This is a genomic window from Arthrobacter sp. ISL-28, from assembly GCF_018613875.1.
Taxonomy (GTDB): Bacteria; Actinomycetota; Actinomycetes; order Actinomycetales; family Micrococcaceae; genus Arthrobacter.
Genome location: NZ_JAGGPJ010000006.1, coordinates 141689 through 162387 on the forward strand (window position 1 = coordinate 141689; position 20699 = coordinate 162387).

The 20699-nt window shown below is 65.5% G+C and carries 22 protein-coding genes and 1 pseudogene; 8 read left to right on the forward strand and 15 right to left on the reverse strand.

Going from position 1 to position 20699, the window contains the following annotated elements; genetic code table 11:
* Positions 1-16: 16 nt before the first annotated feature.
* A complete protein-coding gene (locus J7E80_RS04635; protein ID WP_215050307.1) occupies positions 17-637 on the forward strand; it encodes a TetR/AcrR family transcriptional regulator in 621 nt (206 codons plus the stop codon).
* Positions 638-684: 47 nt separating this feature from the next.
* Here the strand turns inward: J7E80_RS04635 and J7E80_RS04640 are convergent, their stop codons facing one another.
* The 3 genes and pseudogenes from J7E80_RS04640 to J7E80_RS24570 form a co-directional block, all read right to left on the reverse strand.
* Entirely contained in the window at positions 685-975 is a 291-nt protein-coding gene (locus tag J7E80_RS04640; protein ID WP_311380762.1) for a hypothetical protein, read from the reverse strand.
* Positions 976-1021: 46 nt separating this feature from the next.
* Entirely contained in the window at positions 1022-1429 is a 408-nt protein-coding gene (locus J7E80_RS23685) for an ANTAR domain-containing protein (RefSeq protein WP_251036446.1), read from the reverse strand.
* Positions 1429-1743 (reverse strand): annotated as a pseudogene (locus J7E80_RS24570) (GAF domain-containing protein); the annotation flags it as partial. The pseudogene J7E80_RS24570 and the gene J7E80_RS23685, both read right to left, overlap by 1 nt.
* A gap of 264 nt (positions 1744-2007) precedes the next feature.
* Here J7E80_RS24570 and J7E80_RS04655 point away from each other — a divergent pair.
* Complete coding sequence (locus J7E80_RS04655; protein ID WP_215050311.1) at positions 2008-2232, forward strand: hypothetical protein; 225 nt, start codon at positions 2008-2010, stop codon at positions 2230-2232.
* A gap of 99 nt (positions 2233-2331) precedes the next feature.
* On the opposite strand, the gene J7E80_RS04660 is transcribed toward J7E80_RS04655, so the two are convergent.
* From J7E80_RS04660 to J7E80_RS04675, 4 genes are all read right to left on the reverse strand, one after another.
* The gene (locus tag J7E80_RS04660; protein ID WP_215050312.1) at positions 2332-2667 is read right to left on the reverse strand and encodes a hypothetical protein; all 336 of its coding nucleotides are present in this window, start codon (positions 2665-2667) and stop codon (positions 2332-2334) included.
* A 200-nt stretch (positions 2668-2867) separates the two neighbouring features.
* Entirely contained in the window at positions 2868-3179 is a 312-nt protein-coding gene (locus J7E80_RS04665; protein WP_215050313.1) for an AzlD domain-containing protein, read from the reverse strand.
* Positions 3176-3952, reverse strand: coding sequence for an AzlC family ABC transporter permease (locus tag J7E80_RS04670; RefSeq protein ID WP_215050314.1), 777 nt, complete (start codon positions 3950-3952; stop codon positions 3176-3178). Before J7E80_RS04670 ends, J7E80_RS04665 begins: the two co-directional genes overlap by 4 nt.
* A 56-nt stretch (positions 3953-4008) precedes the next feature.
* Positions 4009-4884: a glycerophosphodiester phosphodiesterase family protein gene (locus J7E80_RS04675; RefSeq protein WP_215050315.1), complete on the reverse strand. Its 876-nt coding sequence runs from the start codon at positions 4882-4884 to the stop codon at positions 4009-4011.
* A gap of 50 nt (positions 4885-4934) precedes the next feature.
* On the opposite strand from J7E80_RS04675, the gene J7E80_RS04680 reads away from it, so the two are divergent.
* Together J7E80_RS04680 and J7E80_RS04685 are read left to right on the forward strand one after the other, a co-directional pair.
* Complete coding sequence (locus tag J7E80_RS04680) at positions 4935-6272, forward strand: DUF445 domain-containing protein (RefSeq protein WP_215050316.1); 1338 nt, start codon at positions 4935-4937, stop codon at positions 6270-6272.
* Positions 6273-6448: 176 nt separating this feature from the next.
* Positions 6449-8647, forward strand: a complete 2199-nt coding sequence (locus J7E80_RS04685; RefSeq protein ID WP_215050317.1) for a M1 family metallopeptidase — start codon at positions 6449-6451, stop codon at positions 8645-8647.
* Here the strand turns inward: J7E80_RS04685 and J7E80_RS04690 are convergent.
* The 5 genes from J7E80_RS04690 to J7E80_RS04710 all read right to left on the reverse strand — a co-directional run bounded on the left by J7E80_RS04690 (position 8634) and on the right by J7E80_RS04710 (position 12486).
* The gene (locus tag J7E80_RS04690) at positions 8634-9548 is read right to left on the reverse strand and encodes a biotin-dependent carboxyltransferase family protein (RefSeq protein ID WP_251036447.1); all 915 of its coding nucleotides are present in this window, start codon (positions 9546-9548) and stop codon (positions 8634-8636) included. The two genes, J7E80_RS04685 and J7E80_RS04690, sit on opposite strands and share 14 nt — an antisense overlap.
* Complete coding sequence (locus J7E80_RS04695; RefSeq protein ID WP_215050318.1) at positions 9545-10207, reverse strand: allophanate hydrolase subunit 1; 663 nt, start codon at positions 10205-10207, stop codon at positions 9545-9547. The genes J7E80_RS04690 and J7E80_RS04695 overlap by 4 nt, the downstream gene beginning before the upstream one ends.
* A complete protein-coding gene (locus tag J7E80_RS04700) occupies positions 10182-10931 on the reverse strand; it encodes a LamB/YcsF family protein (RefSeq protein ID WP_215050366.1) in 750 nt (249 codons plus the stop codon). The genes J7E80_RS04695 and J7E80_RS04700 overlap by 26 nt, the downstream gene beginning before the upstream one ends.
* Positions 10915-11742 (reverse strand): hypothetical protein, encoded by an 828-nt coding sequence (locus tag J7E80_RS04705; RefSeq protein WP_215050319.1) that lies wholly within the window; start codon positions 11740-11742, stop codon positions 10915-10917. The genes J7E80_RS04700 and J7E80_RS04705 overlap by 17 nt, the downstream gene beginning before the upstream one ends.
* Before the next feature lie 153 nt (positions 11743-11895).
* Complete coding sequence (locus tag J7E80_RS04710; RefSeq protein ID WP_215050320.1) at positions 11896-12486, reverse strand: hypothetical protein; 591 nt, start codon at positions 12484-12486, stop codon at positions 11896-11898.
* Between the two features lie 61 nt (positions 12487-12547).
* On the opposite strand from J7E80_RS04710, the gene J7E80_RS04715 reads away from it, so the two are divergent.
* A complete protein-coding gene (locus J7E80_RS04715) occupies positions 12548-13870 on the forward strand; it encodes an MFS transporter (RefSeq protein ID WP_215050321.1) in 1323 nt (440 codons plus the stop codon).
* Positions 13871-13919: 49 nt separating this feature from the next.
* On the opposite strand, the gene J7E80_RS04720 is transcribed toward J7E80_RS04715, so the two are convergent.
* The 3 genes from J7E80_RS04720 to J7E80_RS04730 form a co-directional block, all read right to left on the reverse strand.
* On the reverse strand, positions 13920-16289 hold the full coding sequence (locus J7E80_RS04720) for a glycoside hydrolase family 65 protein (RefSeq protein WP_215050322.1): 2370 nt from the start codon (positions 16287-16289) through the stop codon (positions 13920-13922).
* 138 nt (positions 16290-16427) lie between these two features.
* Complete coding sequence (locus tag J7E80_RS04725; RefSeq protein WP_215050323.1) at positions 16428-17174, reverse strand: HAD family phosphatase; 747 nt, start codon at positions 17172-17174, stop codon at positions 16428-16430.
* Positions 17175-17557: 383 nt separating this feature from the next.
* Positions 17558-18190, reverse strand: coding sequence for an alpha/beta hydrolase (locus J7E80_RS04730; RefSeq protein ID WP_215050324.1), 633 nt, complete (start codon positions 18188-18190; stop codon positions 17558-17560).
* Positions 18191-18360: 170 nt separating this feature from the next.
* Between J7E80_RS04730 and J7E80_RS04735 the strand changes: the two genes are divergently transcribed.
* The 3 genes from J7E80_RS04735 (at position 18361) to J7E80_RS04745 (ending at position 20698) form a co-directional block, all read left to right on the forward strand.
* Entirely contained in the window at positions 18361-18618 is a 258-nt protein-coding gene (locus tag J7E80_RS04735) for a DUF6458 family protein (RefSeq protein ID WP_215050325.1), read from the forward strand.
* Between the two features lie 278 nt (positions 18619-18896).
* Positions 18897-19703 carry a DeoR/GlpR family DNA-binding transcription regulator gene (locus J7E80_RS04740; RefSeq protein WP_215050368.1) on the forward strand — a complete coding sequence of 269 codons (807 nt, stop codon included), beginning with the start codon at positions 18897-18899 and terminating at the stop codon, positions 19701-19703.
* Entirely contained in the window at positions 19700-20698 is a 999-nt protein-coding gene (locus J7E80_RS04745) for a 1-phosphofructokinase family hexose kinase (protein WP_215050326.1), read from the forward strand. The genes J7E80_RS04740 and J7E80_RS04745 overlap by 4 nt, the downstream gene beginning before the upstream one ends.
* The last annotated feature ends 1 nt before the right edge of the window (position 20699 follow it).

The following is a 20699-nucleotide window of genomic DNA, read 5'->3' on the forward strand; positions in this document are numbered from 1 at the left end:
TTGCTAACCTTTTGCTATGAACCTCGCAGTAGAGCGCAAACCCCTTCGTGCCGACGCTGCGCGGAACGTGGACAAGATCATCAACGCCGCCCGTGAATGCTTCCGCGACTACGGCCCGGATGTCCCGCTGCAGACCATCGCCGCCACCGCCGGCGTCGGCCCGGCAACGCTCTTCCGCAACTTTTCAGACAAGGAACAGCTTGTCCTCGCTGCGCTGAACCGCCAGCTCCGGCTCACCGTTGATCCGGTCATCGACGTCGCACTCGCGGGGCAGGACGCGGCGGACGGGCTCTTCCGCGTCATCGACGCGATCATGGCGGCGGCAAGTGAGAATGCCAATCTGCTGGGCGCCGTAGCGGGACGCCGTGACCTGCTGACAGGCATCACGGGCAGCCTGATTGAATCCGTGGGCATTCTCCTGGGCCGGGGTCAGGGCCAAGGCACCCTCCGGGTGGACATCTCGCTGACGGACATGGTGAGGCTACTTGCCATGCTGATCGGCGTGGTTGACACGATGGAACCGGGCTCCGAGGCCTGGCGGCGACCGGCGGCCCTCATCGAGGACGCGATCCGTTCGGAGCGTCCGGGCCGGCCGCTGCCGCCCCAGATGCCCCTCCCCGGCATGCAGTTCGAGTAGGCGGGCAGTTCGAGTAGGCGGGCAGGTCGCCCGGTTTGCTCCTCGCCCTACTGTTCGTCGTGGTCGGGATCCTCCTGCCCGGCGCTGTCCTCGCCGGAACTCATGGCATCCTCTGAATCATTGCTATAGGAAGCCCGCCGTTCTTCGGAATCGAGCTCATCCAGCCGCTCATTGAGGGCATGCGTCAAGATGTCGCGTTGAAGCGGCGGGAGCGCGATGACGCCATGGAGATAGGCCTCGATTTCAAACTGTCCGGCCATCCCGCCCATGGTGAAGTACCTCAGCCAGAGTTCCTCCATGCTAAGTTGCGCGGCCCGATAGGCATCGGCGGAGCGCACGCGTTGGTCATCCTCGTCCTTTCCTAGGGCCAAGGTGCACCTCCGATCACCCGCCGGTCCGAAGAGCCGAGTCCACGATCGCAGCAGACACCTCCCGCAGGGGCTTCCGAGCCCGCCGAGATTCAGTCATCAGTTGCTGCATTGCGGTTTCTTCATCTATTCCGTGCCGCTCCATGAGGACGCCCCGGCCGGCTGCGATGACTTCCCTGTTCGACAAGGCTTCACGCAGGGTTCCGCTCAGCTGCTGGGCGCTCTCGCGGGCCTGGGCGTTCGAGATGAAGATTGCTGCCTGGGCGGCGAAAAGCTCCATCAGCCGGACTGAGGCGTCGCTGAAAGCATCCGCCTGTCGGGAGTAGACCTTGACCGCCCCGAGGGCAGTACCGCCAGCCAGCAGGGGGCACTGACTGACGAGAGAAAGCCCAGCTCCTGCCCTGCCTCCGACCATTGCGGCCATCGCGGATCGGAGCGGATGTCCGCCACCAAGACTGCTTCCCCGGTGGCCCACGCAGTGAGGCATGGCCCCTCTCCCAGTTCATACTGGCGGGAATCGGCCTTCGCGACGGAATCATCTGATGCCGCAGCAGTGCGTTTCCGACCGTCGCGGCCGATGAGGGTGACGCCGGCCCCGGCAGCTCCGGGAATAGCCGCATGCGCGGCAGCAGTGATGAGTTGCAGCGCCCTTTCAACCGTTTCATCCGTGAGTAACAGTTCTGAAGCACGGGCGAAAACCGCGACGAGTTCGTCTGCCAGCGGAAGCTTTACTTCCATGGCTCACCTGAATTCACTGGATCCACGGCCTCCTCTCCGCTACCTGACGTCAATCCCAGCTTATCCGTTGGATACCCCGGTGGGATGAGGAAGGTGCCGGGATATTCCGTTGAAGTGGCGGGCACAGTATGCTGGGCACACCAGTGGGTTAGGCAGCCAGCCCCGGTAGTTTCATTGCGGTAATTTTCATTGCGGTAGTTTTCCATGCATGGAGCAAACCATGGCACTCATTACGTGTGAATATGTTCGGCAGGCTGCGTCATCATGAACCGCTCACAACTGACACACTTCATGAGGCAGTCCGCTGATCCGGAAGAAACCCTGACAGCAGCCTCCACCGATGAACTCGGCATAATCGTGGACGCTCTGTACCGGAATCTGGACACCCTCAAACCGGTCATCGGAGCCCAGGACTGGTACGACCTCGCTACTGAAGAACTGGCCAGGCGCGCCATGCCCGGCTCTCCTGACGCTTACGGCGCAGCCTGATCCCAGGTTGCCCTAAACAATCCTGCGCTGGACAATCCTGCGCCGGACAATCCTGCGCCGGGAATCCTCCACAGGATGGACAGTGCTGCGCCGGGAATCCTAGGAGTCCTCGGCGTGTTTGGAGTCGGCGTTCTGTGCCCCGGTTTTGCGGGAACCTGTCTCATGGGAGCCCTCGCCGTGAGCGCCCGAATCGTGGCCCCCGCCTGCTGCCTTCGGATGCGCCTTCCCATGGGCATGGTGCTCCGCGTCATGCGCGTGCTCCTTCGCCTCCATTAGATGCTGCTGCAGCTTCTCCTCCGCCTCGCGCCGCCGGCGGGACGTATCGCGGAGTTCCCTGGTGGCCTGGGAACCGCTCACTTCAATATAAGGGGCTCCACTCCTCTCATGGGCTTCCTTTTTGGAGGCTGATTCCTCCGGGGCTGATTTGTCACTCATCGTCAGTCGGTCCTCTCCGAATTCAACAACACCAGGCGTCGTCCTACGATCTACTCATTCACACCCCGCCCGGCACGTCAATGCCGGAGCCCGCCAGAGCCAGCTGAATCGGGGCTGGGTGTCGCCGCCAGGAGCCGGCGGCAGGGCACAATCCGGTTGCCCTGCTACGCCGCAGGCTCCATGCAGAGCAGCGGCTCTCCTCAGTTCCAGCCCGTAAGCCGCAGCAGGGCCGCAGTTCCCGCGCCGGCAAGGACGACCACCAGGAAGGGTGCACGGAAGAGGAGCGCGACCGCGGCGGCAGCCAGGGCACCCAGCCGGGCGTCGAGGACCAGGGACTGGCCCGACGCCAGAGCGTTGACGATGGTTAACGAAGCCAGCAGGCCGATGGTCATTGTTCCGGCAACCCGCGACATCCGGGGATTTTTCAGCAGGCTGGCGGGGACAAAGTAACCCGCGAGCTTCCAGGCGTAGGCGAGCAGGCAGGACAAAAGGAGCCATCCCCAGAGGGTCATGCGCCGCTCCCCCCGACAGATCCGGATTGCCGGTGCGGGCCGTGGTGGTGTTCGGTGTAGGGATCGATATCAGGCTCCAGCCCTTCGTCCCTGGGTCCATGACTGAACCACCCTATGAGGGCGGCCACCACCGCAGCTATCAGGATCGGGACCCCGGCAGGAACAAACGGCACTGCCAGTACGGTGGCCAGCGCGCACACGACGGCGATGGCCACGGGCTCTCTGCCCTTCAGCCGTGGCCACAGCAGGCCCAGGAACGCTGCCACGGCAGCGCCGTCGAGTCCCCACTGTTTCGGATCACCCAGGGCGCCCCCGGCGAGGGCCCCGACGGCGGTGAAGATGTTCCATAAGACAAAGATCCCGATCCCCGCGGCCCAGAATCCGCGCTGCTGTTCGGCGGGATCTGTCTGCCCCGTGCTCGTGGCCGTGGACTCATCGATGGTCAGCTGCGCCGCCGCGTACCTGCGCCAGCCCTTCGGGTGGAGCAACACGTTCAGTTGCATGCCGTAGATTCCATTGCGCATCCCGAGCAGGGTCGCGGCCCCCATGGCGGCCAGCCCCGATCCACCGCCGGCCACCACGCCGATGAAAGCGAACTGCGGTCCCCCGCTGAACAGCAGCAGGCTCAGGGCCATCGTCTGCCAGAAATCCAGTCCGGAAGTGATGGACAGGGCGCCGAATGAAACGCCGTACAGGCCAGTGGCCACGCTGACGGAGAGGCCTACCCGGACAGCCGGAGATTCCAGGAGCCGGGCGGGCCAGGTGTTGCGCATGACATCACTCAACCACAGCGGCGGCTCTTGGGCGAAGCCGGCCATAGCGAAGGAGGTTATAGCTGGGCGAGCACATGGGCAGGCTTGTTGGTGGTGATCTCGTGAATCCCCAACCCCTGGCAGAGCGCCACATCGTTCTCGGCGTCCACGGTCCATACCCGGAACCTGCGGCCCGAATCCAGCCAGCGCTGGACGGTGCGGGCGTGCTCGCGCACGTACTCGATGCCTGGCCCGGCCATGCCGACTTCGCAGTCGTTGATGATCCGTTCGCCCTCAAGCTGGGCGGCCCTCAGGACGTTGGCCACGGCTCCGCCTGTCAACGGGCCAAGGCCCCATACTTCCCGGATTTCAGAAACGTTAATGTCATCCACCAGTTGGCAGATGTATTTGGACGGAACCGTCTTGCACAAATGCCGCACGGCGTCGGGGCTGAAGCTCATGAACGTGATGCTGATGTTGCCCAGCCTGGACGTCCGCGGATCCCAGCCCTCGGTCCGGAGGACCTCCAGCACCCGGTCCTCGAGTTTCAGCTGGTACGGGCTGGGGTGTTTCAGTTCGATGGCCAGCCCGATGTCCCGCCCGGATTCCCGGAGAAGGTCCAGGAGGTCGGGAAGGGTCAGGAACTGTTCCGAGCGCGCTCCGTAAGCCTCCGGAATCCGGACGCCCTTCCACGACGAGAAATCCAGCCGCCGCAGTTCATCAATCGTCCGCTCCGCTACAGGGCCGGTGCCGTCCGAGGTGCGGTCCAGGTTGGCGTCGTGCAACAGGACCACATGCTGGTCCCGGCTGAGCTGCACATCGCATTCCACGCCGTCGGCTCCATCGGCGAGCGCCCGGAGGTAGGCTGCCCGGGTGTGCTCCGCGAAGGCCGCGCTGGCGCCCCGGTGCGCGTAGACCAAGGGACGGGCTGGAACTGACTCGTCGGTTGTCATGCTGACACGTTAGCCGACTGCTGCCCGGTAAGCGGGACTAGGCTTGGCACATGCAGGTGAACTCTGAGCCAACCACGCAAACAGCCGCTCCTCCCGCCGGCCCGCCCCTCCTGGCCCCGTCCCCCGCCGCGCCGCACGAGCTCAGTGCCGGTGACATTGAAAAGGCGGCAGCACTGCGGAAAATGAAGCTCCTGGCGCTCTCCCTGCTGATCGCCATGGCGGTTGTGTTCGTGTTCGCGTTTGCCCTGCAGAAGCAGTATCCCTGGCTGGAATATGTCCGGGCTGCCGCAGAAGGCGGGATGGTGGGCGCCCTCGCAGACTGGTTCGCCGTGACAGCCCTGTTCAAATACCCGATGGGCCTGAAAATTCCCCACACCGCGATCATTCCGCGCCGCAAGGATCAGATCGGCGCCTCGCTGGGAGAGTTCGTGGAGACCAACTTCCTCTCCGAGCAGGTGGTGCGGGACAAGCTCACAAGCATCAACATTTCCCGCAGGGCGGGCCAGTGGCTGTCCGGTCCGGGCGGCGCCGAACGGGTGGCCAAGGAGGGCGCCGCCGTCATCCGCGGAACCTTCAAGGTACTGAACGACGACGACGTCCAGGCAGTCATCGAAGGCATGGTCCGACGGCACCTGCTCGCCCCGCCATGGGGACCGCCGGTGGGACGGATGGCCGAACGGATCTTCGCCGAAGGGCACCACCACACACTTATTGACCTGCTGGTGGACCGCGCGGCGGACTGGATGGCGGCCAACCATGAGACAGTCAGCCGCCTCGTCACCGACCGCTCCCCGCAGTGGGTGCCCAGCTTCGTGGACGGCCTCGTGGGAGACAAGGTCTATGTGGAGCTCCTGAAGTTCACGCGCGCCGTTCAGGCGGATCCAAACCACCAGGTGCGCCAGTCCATCGACAAGTACCTCACGGACCTGGCCCAGGACCTCCAGTATGATCCGGCAATGATCGCCCGCGCCGAAGGCATCAAGGCGCAGGTCCTCGGCGATCCCGAGGTCCGAGAACTCGCATCGCGCACCTGGGCGACCATCAAGAGCGCACTGCTTACCGCCGTCGACGATCCCGACAGCGAATTGACCGTGAAGTTCAAGGCCGCCGTGCGCGATTTCGGAACGCGGCTTGTCAGCGACGACGAACTGGCCGGTAAGGTCAACGCCTGGATCGGCGATGCCGCGGGCTACCTGGTCCGGACCTACCGCTCCGACATTGCGGCCGTGATCACCGAAACCGTGGCCCGCTGGGACGCCGAAGAGACCTCGCGGAAGATCGAGCTCCAGGTGGGCAAGGACCTGCAGTTCATCCGGATCAACGGCACGGTTGTGGGATCCCTGGCAGGCCTGACGATCTTCACGGTGGCGCATCTGGCGTTCGGCTGAGCCCCATCCCGGCCCGCAGACCGGCCACCGACCAAATCTCCCTTGACAGGGCAAGGCTGTCAGGCGCATTTTGATGCCTACATAACGCCCGGCCTTTCCGCCGCCGATCACGCCTCGTCACCGCGCAAGCAAGGACCCGGCGCAGAATCCTTCCGTGGAGTTCCGAACGAGGAGCCATGAAACCCTTGCCCAACACATCAGCGGCGGACCAGCGTGCCCGCCTTGGCCGGCCCTCCCGAAGGGCTGGCCTCTTGCTTTCCTGCCTGATTTTGGCCACGGCCCTGGCCGTGCCGGCGACAGCGGCCGGCGTCGTCCCCTCCGTCAAGCCTGTCGGCAACTTCCAGCCCGGGGCCCCTGGAATGGGCGATCCGTACTATCCGCTGGACGGCAACGGCGGCTACGATGTCTCGCGCTACCTTCTTGACCTCAGCTATGACCCGGCGACCGATGTCCTTGCCGGCACTGCCACTGTCCGGGCCCGCGCAACGCAAAATCTTTCGTCCTTAAACCTGGACCTGGACGGACTCAACGTACGGTCCATCACCGTCGACGGCAGGGCAGCAATGTACACCCGGAGCGGGAGCGAGCTCACGGTAACATCTGCGGACGGCATCAGAAACGGGACCGACTTCGAATTGAAAGTGACGTACGACGGCGTGCCACGGCTTTTGAACGACCAATTCGGTCCCTCGGGGTTCTTCCACACGGACGACGGCTCGCTGGTGATCGGGCAGCCGCACGTGGCGGCCACATGGTTCCCGGCCAACGACCATCCCCTGGACAAGGCGGCGTTCACCTTCCGAATCACTGTCCCTGAGGGCCTGGAGGTGGTTGCCAACGGAGTGCTGGCCGACCATAACTCAGCGGACGGCAAGGCCACGTGGACGTGGCGGGCGGAGGAACCGATGGCAACATACCTGGCGACCGCCAGCGTGGGTCAGTTCAAGCTCAGCGAATACACAAAGGACCGCATCAGGTATGTTGACGCCATCGATCCCGACCTCTTCACGCCTATCGTGGAGGCAAAAACAGGCAAGAACTTCGCCTGGTCCCACAGCGGCGAGAACTTCTACACCCGCCTCACCAGAACCGTCAGCGTCCCAAAGGCCGGAGCCGCCCTCTCCTTCTGGCTCCAACGCAACATCGAAAGCCAGTTTGACTTCACGTTCGTGGAAGCACGCTCCGCGGGCTCGGACAACTGGACCACACTGAAGGACGACACCGGCCACACCAGCGGAAATCCGGGGATCGCCTGCCCCGCCCGGCTGGCTTTGCACCCCTTCCTGACGCATTATCTGACCGACAAGGGCGACGGGACGTGCAAGTCAACCGGCAGCACGGGACAGTGGTGGGCCGCCACAGGTCCAAGCACCGGCTGGGAATCCTGGGGCGTCAATCTCAGCCGTTTCGCCGGGAAGAAAGTGGAAATATCCATCACCTATATGAGTGACAACGTGCTGTCTTTTGACGGCGTGTTCGTTGACGACATCACAGTCTCGACCGGGGACGGCACCACATCCTTTGAGGATGACGGGAACACCATGGATGGCTGGGCTGCTTCGGGACCACCCGAAGGAAGCCCGCCAAACAAGGCCGGGTGGACCGCGGGGGCGGACCGCCCTCCGGCCCTGGGCGCCCGCGTGCAGGCGTCCTTCACGAGGCAGCCCGAAATCATCGACTTCCTCTCCGGGTACTTCGGCCGATATCCCTTCAAGGCGGCCGGCGGCATTGTGGATGACCTCGACCTGGGCTTTGCGCTCGAGAACCAGACACGGCCCATTTACTCCAAATACTTCTTCATGAACCAGCAAGGAGGCGACTCGGTGGTGGTCCACGAACTGGCTCACCAGTGGGTGGGCAACAACCTTGCTGTGGAGTCCTGGCGCGACATCTGGCTGAACGAGGGCTTCGCCACCTATGCCGAGTGGTTGTGGAGTGAGCACGAGGGAAGGGAAACGCCGCAGCAGATCTTCGACTTCTACGCCACCGTGGTCCCTGCCGAGGCCCCCTTCTGGACGGTCACGATCGGCGATCCCGGCGCTGCAGCCCTGTTTGACATAGCGGTGTACGTGCGGGGCGCCATGACGCTGCACGCCCTGCGCACCATGGTGGGTGACGAGGTCTTCTTCGACATCCTGGAGGAGTGGACGGAGTCCTCGGCCGGCGGCAACGTTTCCACCGCGGACTTCATCAAACTCGCCGAACGGCTCTCGGGCCAGGACCTGGCCGGGTTCTTCACCAGCTGGCTCTTCACGCCGTCCAAGCCGGGCGCACTCAGCTCAGTATCCCGCCAAGCTCTCCCGCATCCAACCGCTACACCGGAGACGGCACGGCTGCTGGAGCAGCGGCTTCAGCCCGGGATCAAGCCTCGATAGAGCCGAGGAAACGGATCTGCTGGGCGGGCCTGGCCTGGCCCAGCAGGTCCAGGTCCGCCCGCCTCACCACGGCAATCACGGGATAGCCTCCGGTCACCGGATGGTCTGCCAGGAACACCGTCGGAAGGCCCGACGGCGGCACCTGCAGTGCGCCGTGCACGGCACCTTCGCTGGGTAGTTCGTCCGTTCGGCGCTGGTTGAGCGGCCTGCCCAGCAGCCGGGCACCGATTCGGTTGGACTCCGGCGACACAGCCCAGAGCTGCCCGGTCAGCCGGCGGAGGGATTCGGCGTCGAACCAGTCAGCCCTGGGTCCACGGTCCACGCGCACGGTGAGGGGCCGGTCAGGGTCCGGCGCACGGCGGAAAACCCGGGGGTCAGCCGACAAGGCTGGAAACCCCGGCGCCGCCGCCGGGTCTCCGAGTCCCGGGACCGGCCGGAAGTTCCGGGCGACAGCCAGGGTGTCCCCGGCTTTCAACGGCGGCGGGCCTTCGCCGGACAGCAGATCCGCGCTGCACGATCCCAGCAACGCAGGGGCAGCGATGCCGCCGGAAACGCCAAGGTAGTAGCGGATTCCGAAGGCAGGGGGCGCAAAAGCCATTACCCCTCCGGGCGGCACCCGGACGGCCTGGTTTAGTGCAATGTCGCTGCCGTTGACGGTGACACTGCCCTCGGCGCCCGTGACGGCCACGCTGGTTCCCGTCACGAACCTCAGCCGGAGTCCGCCCAGCAGCACTTCCAGTCCAGGTGCACCATGCGCATTTCCGAGCAGCGCGTTGGCGAGCACCAGTGCACCCCGGTCCAGTGCACCGGAGGGGCTGAGGCCCAGTGCCGCCGATCCCCGCCTGCCCAGATCCTCGACGAGTGTCAGCGGACCGGGGTTCATCACCACAATCCCCATCATGCCTCCCTGAACCGGACGGTGTCTCCGGGGCGGATCAGGGCCGGTTCCGGCCGCGCCGAATCCCAGAGAACCGCCGCCGTGGTTCCGATGAGCTGCCATCCACCCGGCGAAGAGCGGGGATAGATGCCGCTGAATTCACCGGCGAGCCCCACTGACCCGGCCGGCACAGCAGTGCGCGGCGTGGCACGGCGGGGCACGTGCAGACGGTCGTGGTCCGTCGCCAGGTATACGAACCCCGGCGCGAAGCCCGCGAACGCGGCCGTCCAGCGCGAGCCGCTGTGGCATCTGACGACGTCGGCCTCGCTGATGCCGAGGAGGCGGGCAGTCGCGGCCAGATCGGCGCCGCCGTAGGCCACGTCGATCTCCACCTCACACCCGGACGTCGCGGGGCTTGCATCCGGAGTCACTGCCGACAGCCAGGCCAGGACGTCCGACGGCGGCATAACCTCCGGTTCGAAGGTCACCAGCACGGTCCGGGCGGCCGGCACGACGTCGACGATCCCTGCGGGAAAGGGCTGCGGGGACCCGGAGGCCCCGGGCCCGAGGATACCGCGGTAATACGCGATGACGGCCGCAAGATCCGGCAGCTCCACAAGGAAGGCGGCGTCCCCGTACGGCAGCACCGTGAACCTCTCAGGCGAAGGGCTCAAGCTCCACACCGGCTTCTTGCAGGCCTGCGCGGACGGCTGCGGCCATGCCCACGGCGCCGGGCGTATCGCCGTGGATGCACAGCGAATCCGGGTCAACCCGCACCACCGTGCCGTCCACCGCCACTACCTCGCCCTTCAGCGCGAGCCGGACGGCCCGCTCGACGATCGGACCGACATCGTGCAGTACCGCGCCTTCCTGCGAGCGCGGCACCAGGGTGCCGTCCGGCAGGTAGGCGCGGTCAACAAACGCCTCGCGGAACACGGGATGGCCCGCTTCCTCGGCGTGCTTCAGAAGCTCGGAGCCCGGCAGGCCGAGCACTGGCAGGCCAGGATCGTAGGCCTGGATGGCGGCGACGACGGCCGCCGCCTGCTCGGCATCACGGAACGTCCTGTTATACAGGGCGCCGTGCGGTTTGACGTAGTCCACCGAGGCTCCCACCGCATGGGCCACTCCATCCAGCGCTCCCAACTGGTACAGGACATCGCCGAACAGTTCGTCGAATGTCATGTCCAGGGACCGCCGCCCAAAGCCCGCGAGGTCCCGGTAGCCCACATGGGCGCCCACCGTCACGTCCAGTTCGAAGGCTGCGCGGCAGCTGTCCAGCATGGTGACGGGATCCCCGGCATGAAAGCCGCAGGCCACATTCGCACTCGTGACGAGCTGGAACATGGCGGCGTCGTCGCCCATGGTCCACGAACCGAAGGATTCGCCGAGATCAGCGTTGAGATCCACCATTGCCGCCTTCCAGCGGCTGGTTCAGCCGCTCTGTTTCGTCCGGCGATGTCGCCGCTGCTGCGTTTAATTCCCCTGGAATGGTGTCCGGCATCGGGCCGAATGCCGCCTTGGCGTTCGTCACGACGGCCCGTCCCATCATGAGGTTGCCCGCGCCGCCCACTACCGCGCCGATTCCAAACGGCAGCGCCCGGCCGAACAGCGCTGTTCCCTGGCGCTTCAGCAGGCTCCGCAGGAAGACTCTCTGGACGCGCTGCCGAACGGAACCGAAACCTGAAGGCATCCTCCGCGCCAGGACGTTTCCCCAGGCCTGGGTGGCGCCCTTTCCCTTGCCGAGCGCCTGGCCGCTGAGCGAGCCGAGCAGGGAGGTCCCTTCTTCGCCCAGCATCACGGCCATGACCATGGTGCTTGCCTTGTCCGGGTCGGTCATCCTGATCCCGTGGAGCTCGGCCAGCGACGTCGCATAGAGCGCGGTCGCTTCGAGGAACGCCACGGTGGCCGCGGCGGAGAGGCCCAGTGAGGCAATGGTTCCGACACCCGGGACCACGGCCGTGGCGCCCACCAGTGCACCGCCGCCCGTAACCGCCGAGAGGTAGTCGCGTTCCAGCCTCTCCGCAAGCTGCGCGGCGGAAGCATTGGGATAACGACGCTGCAGCCTTCGGATGTTGGCCAGAACCAGCGGCCGCTGGATCTCTACTGCCCGCAGCAACAGATTGTGGACGCCGGGCTTGGGATTGCCGTGGGCGTCGAACACCGCATTGTGGGCTGTTTCCTGCGCGATCTTCATCGCCGGGTTGCGTCGCTTGGCCATCTTCACCTCTACTTCGGAACAGCCGACAGCCGGTTGCTGTCATCTTGCCTTAACACTAGGCCACGCCCTGATCCTGCAGCCGGACCCTGGGCACAGCAGCCAGAGGGACGCCCTGGCCGCAAAGAGGGCGGCCCCCGCAGCCAGGGCCCGCCGCTAGACCACCCAGGATTCGGCGACAGCCAGGTAGGCGGACGACGACGGCCCGCGCGGCCCGGGATAGACCGTGGGGGCCCCCGGCCACTCAACGCCGAACTCCGATAGCCTGCCTTCTCCACACGGGAGGTAGACATGAGTCATCGACGCACCGGCCGGTCCAAGCTGGACGTCGGGGGCCGAGAACTGCCGCCGGTCCAGGACGCCGGAGATTTCGAGCGCCGCCCGGCTCCCCGTCGCGCTGAACCCGCGCTCAAGGTCCAGTTGCACGGTGAAATCATCCTGGGTGTGGCTGATGGCATTAAGCGGAAAGCGCGCGGCCTCGGGGAGGTACCGGGCAAGTTCAGTGGCCAGAGTTGCGGCAAAAAACTCGTTCGAGCCATAACTGCGCCATCCTTGGAGCGTTGCCACGAGCAACGCCGCCCCGGATCCCCACTTGGACCACTCGGCCGTCCAGAAGGAAGCGAAACAGCTCGCGGGCTCACCGGGAACGTGAACGCCGTTCCGGTCCACGGGATGCAGTGCAAGCCCGTAATTGGCCCCAATCAGCGCCACGCCGCGCCGCCACGATCCCGCGGTTGTGTTCCCCATGCCCCGAGCCTAACCCGGAGGGGGCGTTCCCCTGCAGACAGGCTCGGCCTAAACTTGCTCCGTGTCCCTCCCCCGAGCCCTCCGCCCCTTCGCCCACCGTGAGTACCGTGTGCTGATCTCCGCCCTGGCGGTATCCATTTTCGGCTCCGGAATGTGGGCCGTGGCCATGGTGTACCAGGTCATCCATCTCGGTGGCGGCCCTCTTGAGCTGTCCCTGGTGGCCGCGGCGGGAAGTGTGGGGCTGGTCGCGTTCGTCCTGGCCGGCGGAATCGCCGCCGACCGGTTTCCGCAGCGGCTGCTGATCATCGGGGTGGAAGGCGCCAATCTGGGAGTGATCGCCAGCATCAGCGGTCTGGCCCTGACGGGTTGGCTGCAGCTGTGGCACGTTGCGGCTGGCGCCTTCGTCTTGGGCGTAGGCGCGGCGTTTTTCTACCCGGCGTACTCAGCGATCCTGCCGCGCATCTTGCCGCCCGGTGACCTGCTCGCGGCTAACGGCATGGAAGGGACCATGCGTCCCATGCTGCAGCAGGCGGCGGGTCCCGCAGCGGCCGGCATCATCGTTGCCGCGCTGTCGCCGTCGCATGCCGTCACTGGGGTGGCCGCCTGCCACCTGCTGGCCTTCGTCATTCTGAATTTCCTCGGCCAGCATGCGCTCGACGCTCCCGGCAACGGGGAGGAGGCTGCCCCCGGACAAGCGGCGGCCGGAGAAGAACCCGGAAGGGCTTCGTTTTTCCGGGATCTCCGTGAAGGCATCAGCTACACGCTGCAGACACCCTGGCTGCTCTGGACTCTCCTGTGGGCGTGCATTTCCGTGCTTTTCCTGATCGGCCCCATCGAAGTTCTGCTACCGTTCGTTGTCCGCGACCAGCTGCACGGCGACTCCAGGATGTTTGGCTTCCTGTTGGCTGTCATGGGACTGGGCAGCGCCCTCGCCTCCCTCATTACCGCCTCCTTCCGGCTGCCCCGGCGGTACCTGACGGTAATGATGGTTTCCTGGGGCACCGGCACCCTGCCGCTGGCGGCAGTGGGAATGATTGACAGCTTCTGGCTGCTGGCGTCGGCGGTGTTTATCTTCGGCGCCACCGGCAGCGTGGGCATGGTGATCTGGGGAACCTTGCTTCAGCGGCGGGTGCCGGCATACTTGCTAGGCAGGGTCTCAAGCCTCGATTTCTTTGTCTCCCTTGCCCTGATGCCTGTTTCCATGGCACTGGCGGGTCCTGCTGCGGAAGTGTTTCCGATCTGGGCCATCTTCCTCTTTGCCGGAGGCGTGTGCCCCGTGATGGCCGTCGTGGCTATGCTTGCCGCCAAGATGCCCACGGACGAGATAGCCCACCCGCTGGATCGGCGGCATGATTTTTCCGTGGACGCCGAAGTCAGCAATTAACAGACGGGCCACCGGCCAACTGCTCATCAGGTGCGCCAGCGCACATGCGTCAGGCGCGTGTGCGGACCACGGGAATGCTTGCCGTGGGAGGACCGCTCGGGAACACCGATGGTTCCGGGACTTCCACCGGAGCGAGGTCCACGCGGACGGAATCGGCGCCGACAGTGTGCACCGCCCCCCGCACGTCGACGTCCAGCGGTTCCCCTTCCAGCACGCGCAGGGCGATGCCGGCGTGGTCAAGGTCCACCAGAAGCAGCCTTCCCTGGACCTTCAGGTGGAAGGAGAGGCTGTCCCATTCCTCGGGGAGCCGCGGGTCGAAGTACGGGACCGCTCCCTGATCCCGGAGGCCGGCGAAGCCGCATACCAGGGAGCTCCACACGCCGCCTGTCGAGGCAATGTGCACGCCGTCGATGGTGTTGCCGTGCGAGTCATCCAGGTCGATGAACACGGCATTGGTGAAGTGCTCCAGGGCCGCTTTGCGGTAGCCCACTTCAGCAGCCATGATGCCCTGGACGCACGCGGAGAGCGTGGAGTCACCGGTGGTGATGGGGTCGTAGAAATCAAAGGCGCGGCGCTTCTCCTCGGCAGTGAAGTCCTGCCACTGCAGGAACATGGCAAGCACCGTGTCCGCCTGCTTGAGCACTTGGTGCCGGTAGATCACGAGCGGGTGGAAGTGCAGCAGCAGCGGGTACTTGGAGCGGGGCGTCGTCCAGTCCCACGCCTCCAGGGTCATGAAGTCGTTGTCCTGGGAGTACACCTGGAAGCGCTCGTCGAACGGCAGCTGCATCCGGGCAGCGGCGGCCTCCCAGAGCTGCCGCTCGGCTTCATCTATTTCCGGGTGGTCCAGCGCCGCGGCGGCGCGAAGGTTAAACCGTGCCATGACGTTGGTGTAAAGATTGTCGTTCACCACAGCTGTGTACTCGTCCGGGCCGGTCACGCCGTGGATGTGGAACTGGCCGTCCTTGCCGAAGAAGCCCAGCGACGCCCACATGCGCGCGGTTTCGATCAGCAGGTCCGCCCCCATTCCGCTGCGGAACTCGGCGTCGCCGCTGGCCCACACGTACCGGTTGGCGGCAAAGGCGATGGCCGCGGCGATATGGAACTGCGCCGTGCCGGCAGCATAGTACGCGCTGGCCTCCAAGCCGTTGATCGTGCGCCACGGGAACAGCGCCCCGTCCACGCTGAGCTCCTTAGCCCGGATCTTGGCCTCCGGCAGCATTTCGTGACGGAACTCCAGAACCTGGCGGGCGCCGTCGGGGTTTGAGTATGACAGGTACGGGAGGAGGTATACCTCCTGATCCCAAAAGTAGTGCCCCTCGTAACCTGAGCCGCTGACCCCCTTGGCCGGAATGCCGGCTACGCCCGCGCGGGCCGTGGCCTGGGCGAGCTGGAAAAGGTTCCAGCGGATGGCCTGCTGCAGCTCAGGCTGGCCACCCACCTTGATGTCGGTGGTGGACCAGTAGTCGCGGTAGTGGGCCTCGCTCTCCGCGAAGACCTCACCCACTGACTTCAGGCCGGCTTCAGCCACGTTGGCCGGATCCTGTCCGGCCTCGGCATCCGCCGTGCCCGGCAGGCCCTCGCGGGTGCCGCCGGCCACCGCATAGCTGACGCTCTTTTCGAGCCGGAAGGGTTCATCGGCTCCAACAGCCAGCACATACCGGACGCTGCTGTTGTCCTGGTCCACCAGGGTGTCGAACGGCTGGTGACCCGCCGAAGTCCAATGGTCGACGGCGATTCCTACACGCTGCTTCGACTCCGCGGCCTCCCAGGAGAGGCGGAGCGAGCCGTCGCCGCCGTCCAGCCTCACGGGCAGCAGGACGCGCCCGGCGTGCCGGCCTGCCCGGCGCGGATCGTGCGCGGAGTGGTCATCCACCGGCTGGTCCTGCCGGTTGACCACGGATGATGTGACGTCGGCGGAGACTTCCCGGTCCGCGGAGAGCTCCAGGGAGATGCCGAGGCAGCCGCGCGACTCAAAGCCCACAGCGCGGCGTTCCACCGTGGTGACGGTCGCGCCCGAACGGCACTGCCACACCACGCGGCACTCGTAAATTCCGGTTGCGAAGTCAACGGCGCGGCGGTATTCCAGCACGGTGGATTCAGCGAGGCTGAGCGTCTCGCCGTCGACGATCACCGTGAAGTTGTTGGCATCGGGGATGTAGAGGATCCGCTGCCCGGTGCGCGCGAAGCCGAAGGCGTTTTCGGCGTGCTTGATGTCCCAGATTTCGTGGAACCCATTGATGAAGCTGCCCGGAAGTTCGGCATCAGCCGCCGTCCAATGGGCACCCCTGATGCCGAGGTGGCCGTTGCCAAGGGCAAAGAGCGTTTCCAGCGTTCCGGCATCGCCGGGGGCATGGCTGGTTTCCACGAGCTTCCAGGGATCGTTGGGGAAGCGGGCTCGGTCAGCGGTAATGAGTGCCATGAGTGGCGTTCCTTAGGCGGTTGGAGGGTCCGCCGGGGTTGGGGACCTGGCGGGGCTGCGCGGGGAAGTGGGGGGCTACCGGGTGAAGCGGGTAGCGGGAAGGGGGTAGCGGGAAGGGGGCTACCGGGTGAAGCGGGGCTAGAGGAGTTCGCCGAGGTCGTTGACCACGAGCGTGGCGCCCGCATCCATCAGCGTCTGGCGCCCGGCGCCGCGGTCCACACCGATGACGGAGTGGAAGCTTCCCGCGCTGCCGGCCTGCACGCCTGACACGGCGTCCTCGACCACCACGCACTCTTCGCTGGGCAGCTCCAGGAGCCTCGCCGCATAGTCGTAGGTTGCCGGGCTGGGCTTGCCCGGCAGGCCTTCGGCCGCTGCCACGACGCCGTCCACCACCACAGGGAAGTGGACGTCCAGTCCCGCGGCACGCAGCACCGAAGGTGCGTTGCGGGAGGAGGAGACGACGGCGACCTTCAGTCCGCGGGCCAGCGCGGCTTCCAGGAAGCGCACCGATCCCTCGTAGGGTTCAACGCCGGCGCTGACGATGTCGTTGAAGATCTTGTTCTTCCGGTTTCCCAGCCCCTGGACGGTCTCGTTGTCCGGGTGGTCATCCGTGGGACCCTCGGCGAGCTCGATGCCGCGCGAGGTCAGGAAATCACGCACGCCGTCGAACCGGGGCTTGCCGTCAATGTGGTCGAAGTAGTCGCTCTCGCGGTAGCCGGCCTTCCCGGGAACGGACTCAAGGTAGCCGTCAAAGAGTTCCTGCCACGCCCGCTCGTGGACCACTGCCGTAGGTGTGAGCACGCCGTCGAGGTCGAAGAGAATGGCGGACGCGTCCGCCCAGCTGCTCGGGGTATTGCCGGGGCTGGTGTTCAGAAGATCAGTCATGCCTGATGCAGTGTCCTTTCGGGTGACGGACAGCAGTGGTTGGGGACCATGCGGGGAGGAGGTGCGGCGTCGGCGACCGCGGGTGGAGCGTCGTACGGCGCAGTGCCTCGACTGAGGGGGCACCCGGAGGGCGCGTTCAGGTGGGTACATGCGCAGGCGCTCTGAGAAACGTCTACTACCATGATGAGGCCGTTGCCCGATCAGGGCAAACGCACCGCGGTTCACCGCCCGGTCCCTGCGGCCTGTTCCTGCAGCTTGCATGCGCGGCCCAGCCCTTTCGACGCTCAGGCCAAGACAGTGGTCGTGGCCGATGATGAGTGTAAGCGCTCACAAATTTGCCCGGCAACTGTTTTTAAAACCGGTGTTTAAAACCGGCTGAAGCTTTACGGCCGCGGGGCCGGTGACAGGACGTAGTGGCGCAGGAACGCGCTGACGTCCACCATCTCCGTCTTGGACATGGCATGGCCCATTCCGGGATAGGTCCGCGCCGTCAGTTGGGTATGGGCGTTCAGCCACTCCGCCGTATAGGCGATGGCTTCGTCATTGATGACCATGTCCGCCTTGTCCCGCCCCCAGAAAAACGGCGGCGGTGCGTCAAAGGATTCACTCAAGGCCAGGAGGTCATTGTCCAGGACAAAACCGGAAAGCCCGACGACGGCAGGAAAGTCCCGGGGCCGCAGCCGCAGCAGCGTGCTGGCCATCGCCATCCCCTGCGAGTACCCCAGCAGGCTCACGCTGCTGTGCCCGCCCTTGACCGAGTCGATCCACGAAAAGACCGAGTTGGCGGCTCCAATAACGTCGGCAAAGTCGTTGGTGAGGAAGTAGTCGAGGAGGAACCAGCCGTAGCCGCTGGCAATTGGCATCGGGGCGCGCAGTGCCGCGCAGGTAAATTCCGGCGGAAGGTAGTCGAACAGGTTCACCATCCGTGACTCGTCGGTGCCATAGCCGTGCATCATCACCAGTAATGGCGTGCCGGCACGCTCCTTTTCCGGCCGCGACCAGACGACTGTTTCCATCGGACCAGCCTAGCCAGTCCAGCCAACTGATCTTGGGCCTGACCTGCGCGTTTGATTGAAAGAGTGTTTTCCGCGATGTAGCCTGACGATTAACAGCATGCTTAGTAAGTGGTGCATTGCAGGCCATGCTTACCAAGTTGCGAGAAGCCCGCCAATGCAAGGAGCACGTCATGAGAATCGGTTCCGCCATCTTCCTTATCGCCTTGGGTGCCATCCTCGCTTGGGCCGTCACCCCCGGCCTCATTCCCAACGTCGACCAGACTCTGATCGGCTACATCCTGATGGTTGTTGGCCTCATCGGACTGATCGCATCCCTGGTCCTGGCATCCCCGGGCAGGACCCGCCGCACCAGCGAGACCCGCTCGGTGGTGGACCCCAACACCGGCGAACGCATCACCCGCAACGAAAGCCAGGACGGCACGGTCTAACACCTTCCCCAGTACCTCCATCCCGCGGAGCGGGCGGCCGTGAAGTTCCAGATCGAATGCCGGTTTGCCGGGCCAGACCTCCGGGTCCGGCCCGGCATTTTGGTTTCATGTTGTTTTTCATTGACAAAGCAACAAGAACGAAGATAAAGTCAGGTAATTACAGATTATGTGATGGCAGTCACTGGGAACCCATTCCCGGGAACTTGGCCGTCGATCCTGTAGTGACCGGGTGATTTTGCAGGACTTACGTGAAGCAGTACTTACGCAATGGAGGGTATGTGTTCGCCGAGGAGCGCCAGCAGCAGATCGCAGGGCTCGTGGCAGCCAGCGGCCGCGCCAGCGTCACTGACCTTGCAGAACGCTTCCGCATCACCACCGAAACCGTCCGCCGCGATCTCGCCGCCCTTGAACTGGCCGGCACCGTCCGCCGGGTCCACGGCGGCGCCGTCTCCGCCGACCGCTTCAGCACTACGGAAGAAAGCATCCTGGAACGGACCATCCAGCGGCAGGCGCAGAAGCTCCGGATCGCGGACGCCGCCCTTGCCTTCCTGCCGCAGGGCCCCTCGAGCAGCATCGTCCTGGACGCAGGCTCCACCACGGAGGTCCTTGCGGACCTCCTGGCCCGCCGCAGCGCGGGAACAACAGCCAAGGGAGCTGAAAAGAACCAGGAGCTGGTGGTCATCACGCACGCCGTTCCCATCGCCGCCAAACTGGCCAGCACGCCGGGCATCGCACTGCAGATCCTCGGCGGCCGGGTCCGCGGACTCACCCAGGCAGCCGTCGGCCAGGTAACCGTGGACGCTGCATACAAGCTCCGCCCTGATATCGCATTCGTGGGGACCAACGGTATCCACGCAAGCTTTGGCCTCAGCACACCCGATCCTGAAGAAGCCGCTGTCAAGGCTGCCTTCGTCCATTCGGCCCGCCGCATTGTGGTGCTGGCCGATTCGTCCAAGCTGGACGCGGAAACGCTTGTCCAGTTCGCCTCGTTGAAAGATCTGGACACCGTGATCACAGACCGCCAACCCAGCCCGGAACTAACCGCGGCCCTTGCAGAAGCCGGCGTTGAGGTGGTGGTCGCATGATTGTCACCCTCACGGCAAACCCCAGCCTGGACCGCACGGTGGCTCTATCCGGCCCGCTCGAACGCGGCGAGGTACAGCGCGCCGTCTCCGTCAGTCAGGAATCTGGCGGCAAGGGAGTCAACGTGTCCCGGGCGCTGGTGGCTTCCGGGCTTGAGACCATCGCTGTGCTCCCCGGCGGCGACTCCGATCCCGTCATCTCCGGCCTGCAGGAGGCGGGGGTCCCTTTCGCAGCCATGGCCATTCACGAGCCGCTGCGGACCAACGTGGCGCTCACCGAGCCCGGCGGTGTCACCACCAAGATCAACGAGCCCGGCCCGGTGCTCGACGAGGACGCACAGGAGGCGCTCATCCGGCTGCTTCTCGAACGCGCCAAGGGTGCCACTTGGGTTGTCCTCGCCGGATCGCTCCCACCAGGCGTTCCCTCCGATTTCTACGCCACCATCACTCGGAGGCTCCGTTCCGCAGGCCCTGGAAACAGCGTCCCGCAGATCGCCGTCGATTCCTCCGGGGCACCGCTCGCAGCCTCCATCGCGGACGGTGCATCAGGGGCAGTCTCCGGGAAACCGGATCTGCTCAAACCCAACGCCGAGGAGCTTGCGGAACTCGCGGCCGCAGCAGGCTTCGCCTCGGTGAGCACGGCTGAGGAACTCGAAGCGGATCCGGAGGCTGCTGCGGCGGCCGCCGCCGCCGTCGTGCGTTCCGGTGTGGGGGCCGTGTTGGCAACGCTCGGATCAAAGGGCGCTGTCCTTGTGACGGCCGACGGCGCGTGGCTCGCCACGCATCCGCCGGTCACCGCGGTCAGCACGGTCGGCGCGGGCGACTCGTCGCTGGCTGGCTATCTGCTCGCCGCAGGCCAGGGCGCCGCCCCGGCTGACTGCCTCCGACAAGCTGTGGCGCATGGCGCCGCAGCCGCTTCCCTGCCGGGCTCCACTGTTCCGGCAGTCCACCAAACCACCCCCGACGCCGTAACCATCACGGCTCTCCGGAAGGATTGAC

Bases quoted from the DNA above. Each gene is read 5' to 3' on its own strand.
- J7E80_RS04635 (WP_215050307.1), top strand. From the start codon at position 17: ATGAACCTCGCAGTAGAGCGCAAACCCCTTCGTGCCGACGCTGCGCGG.
- J7E80_RS23685 (WP_251036446.1), bottom strand. From the start codon at position 1,429: ATGGCCGCAATGGTCGGAGGCAGGGCAGGAGCTGGGCTTTCTCTCGTC.
- J7E80_RS04655 (WP_215050311.1), top strand. From the start codon at position 2,008: ATGAACCGCTCACAACTGACACACTTCATGAGGCAGTCCGCTGATCCG.
- J7E80_RS04660 (WP_215050312.1), bottom strand. From the start codon at position 2,667: ATGAGTGACAAATCAGCCCCGGAGGAATCAGCCTCCAAAAAGGAAGCC.
- J7E80_RS04665 (WP_215050313.1), bottom strand. From the start codon at position 3,179: ATGACCCTCTGGGGATGGCTCCTTTTGTCCTGCCTGCTCGCCTACGCC.
- J7E80_RS04670 (WP_215050314.1), bottom strand. From the start codon at position 3,952: ATGCGCAACACCTGGCCCGCCCGGCTCCTGGAATCTCCGGCTGTCCGG.
- J7E80_RS04675 (WP_215050315.1), bottom strand. From the start codon at position 4,884: ATGACAACCGACGAGTCAGTTCCAGCCCGTCCCTTGGTCTACGCGCAC.
- J7E80_RS04680 (WP_215050316.1), top strand. From the start codon at position 4,935: ATGCAGGTGAACTCTGAGCCAACCACGCAAACAGCCGCTCCTCCCGCC.
- J7E80_RS04685 (WP_215050317.1), top strand. From the start codon at position 6,449: ATGAAACCCTTGCCCAACACATCAGCGGCGGACCAGCGTGCCCGCCTT.
- J7E80_RS04690 (WP_251036447.1), bottom strand. From the start codon at position 9,548: ATGATGGGGATTGTGGTGATGAACCCCGGTCCGCTGACACTCGTCGAG.
- J7E80_RS04705 (WP_215050319.1), bottom strand. From the start codon at position 11,742: ATGGCCAAGCGACGCAACCCGGCGATGAAGATCGCGCAGGAAACAGCC.
- J7E80_RS04710 (WP_215050320.1), bottom strand. From the start codon at position 12,486: ATGGGGAACACAACCGCGGGATCGTGGCGGCGCGGCGTGGCGCTGATT.
- J7E80_RS04720 (WP_215050322.1), bottom strand. From the start codon at position 16,289: ATGGCACTCATTACCGCTGACCGAGCCCGCTTCCCCAACGATCCCTGG.
- J7E80_RS04725 (WP_215050323.1), bottom strand. From the start codon at position 17,174: ATGACTGATCTTCTGAACACCAGCCCCGGCAATACCCCGAGCAGCTGG.
- J7E80_RS04730 (WP_215050324.1), bottom strand. From the start codon at position 18,190: ATGGAAACAGTCGTCTGGTCGCGGCCGGAAAAGGAGCGTGCCGGCACG.
- J7E80_RS04735 (WP_215050325.1), top strand. From the start codon at position 18,361: ATGAGAATCGGTTCCGCCATCTTCCTTATCGCCTTGGGTGCCATCCTC.
- J7E80_RS04745 (WP_215050326.1), top strand. From the start codon at position 19,700: ATGATTGTCACCCTCACGGCAAACCCCAGCCTGGACCGCACGGTGGCT.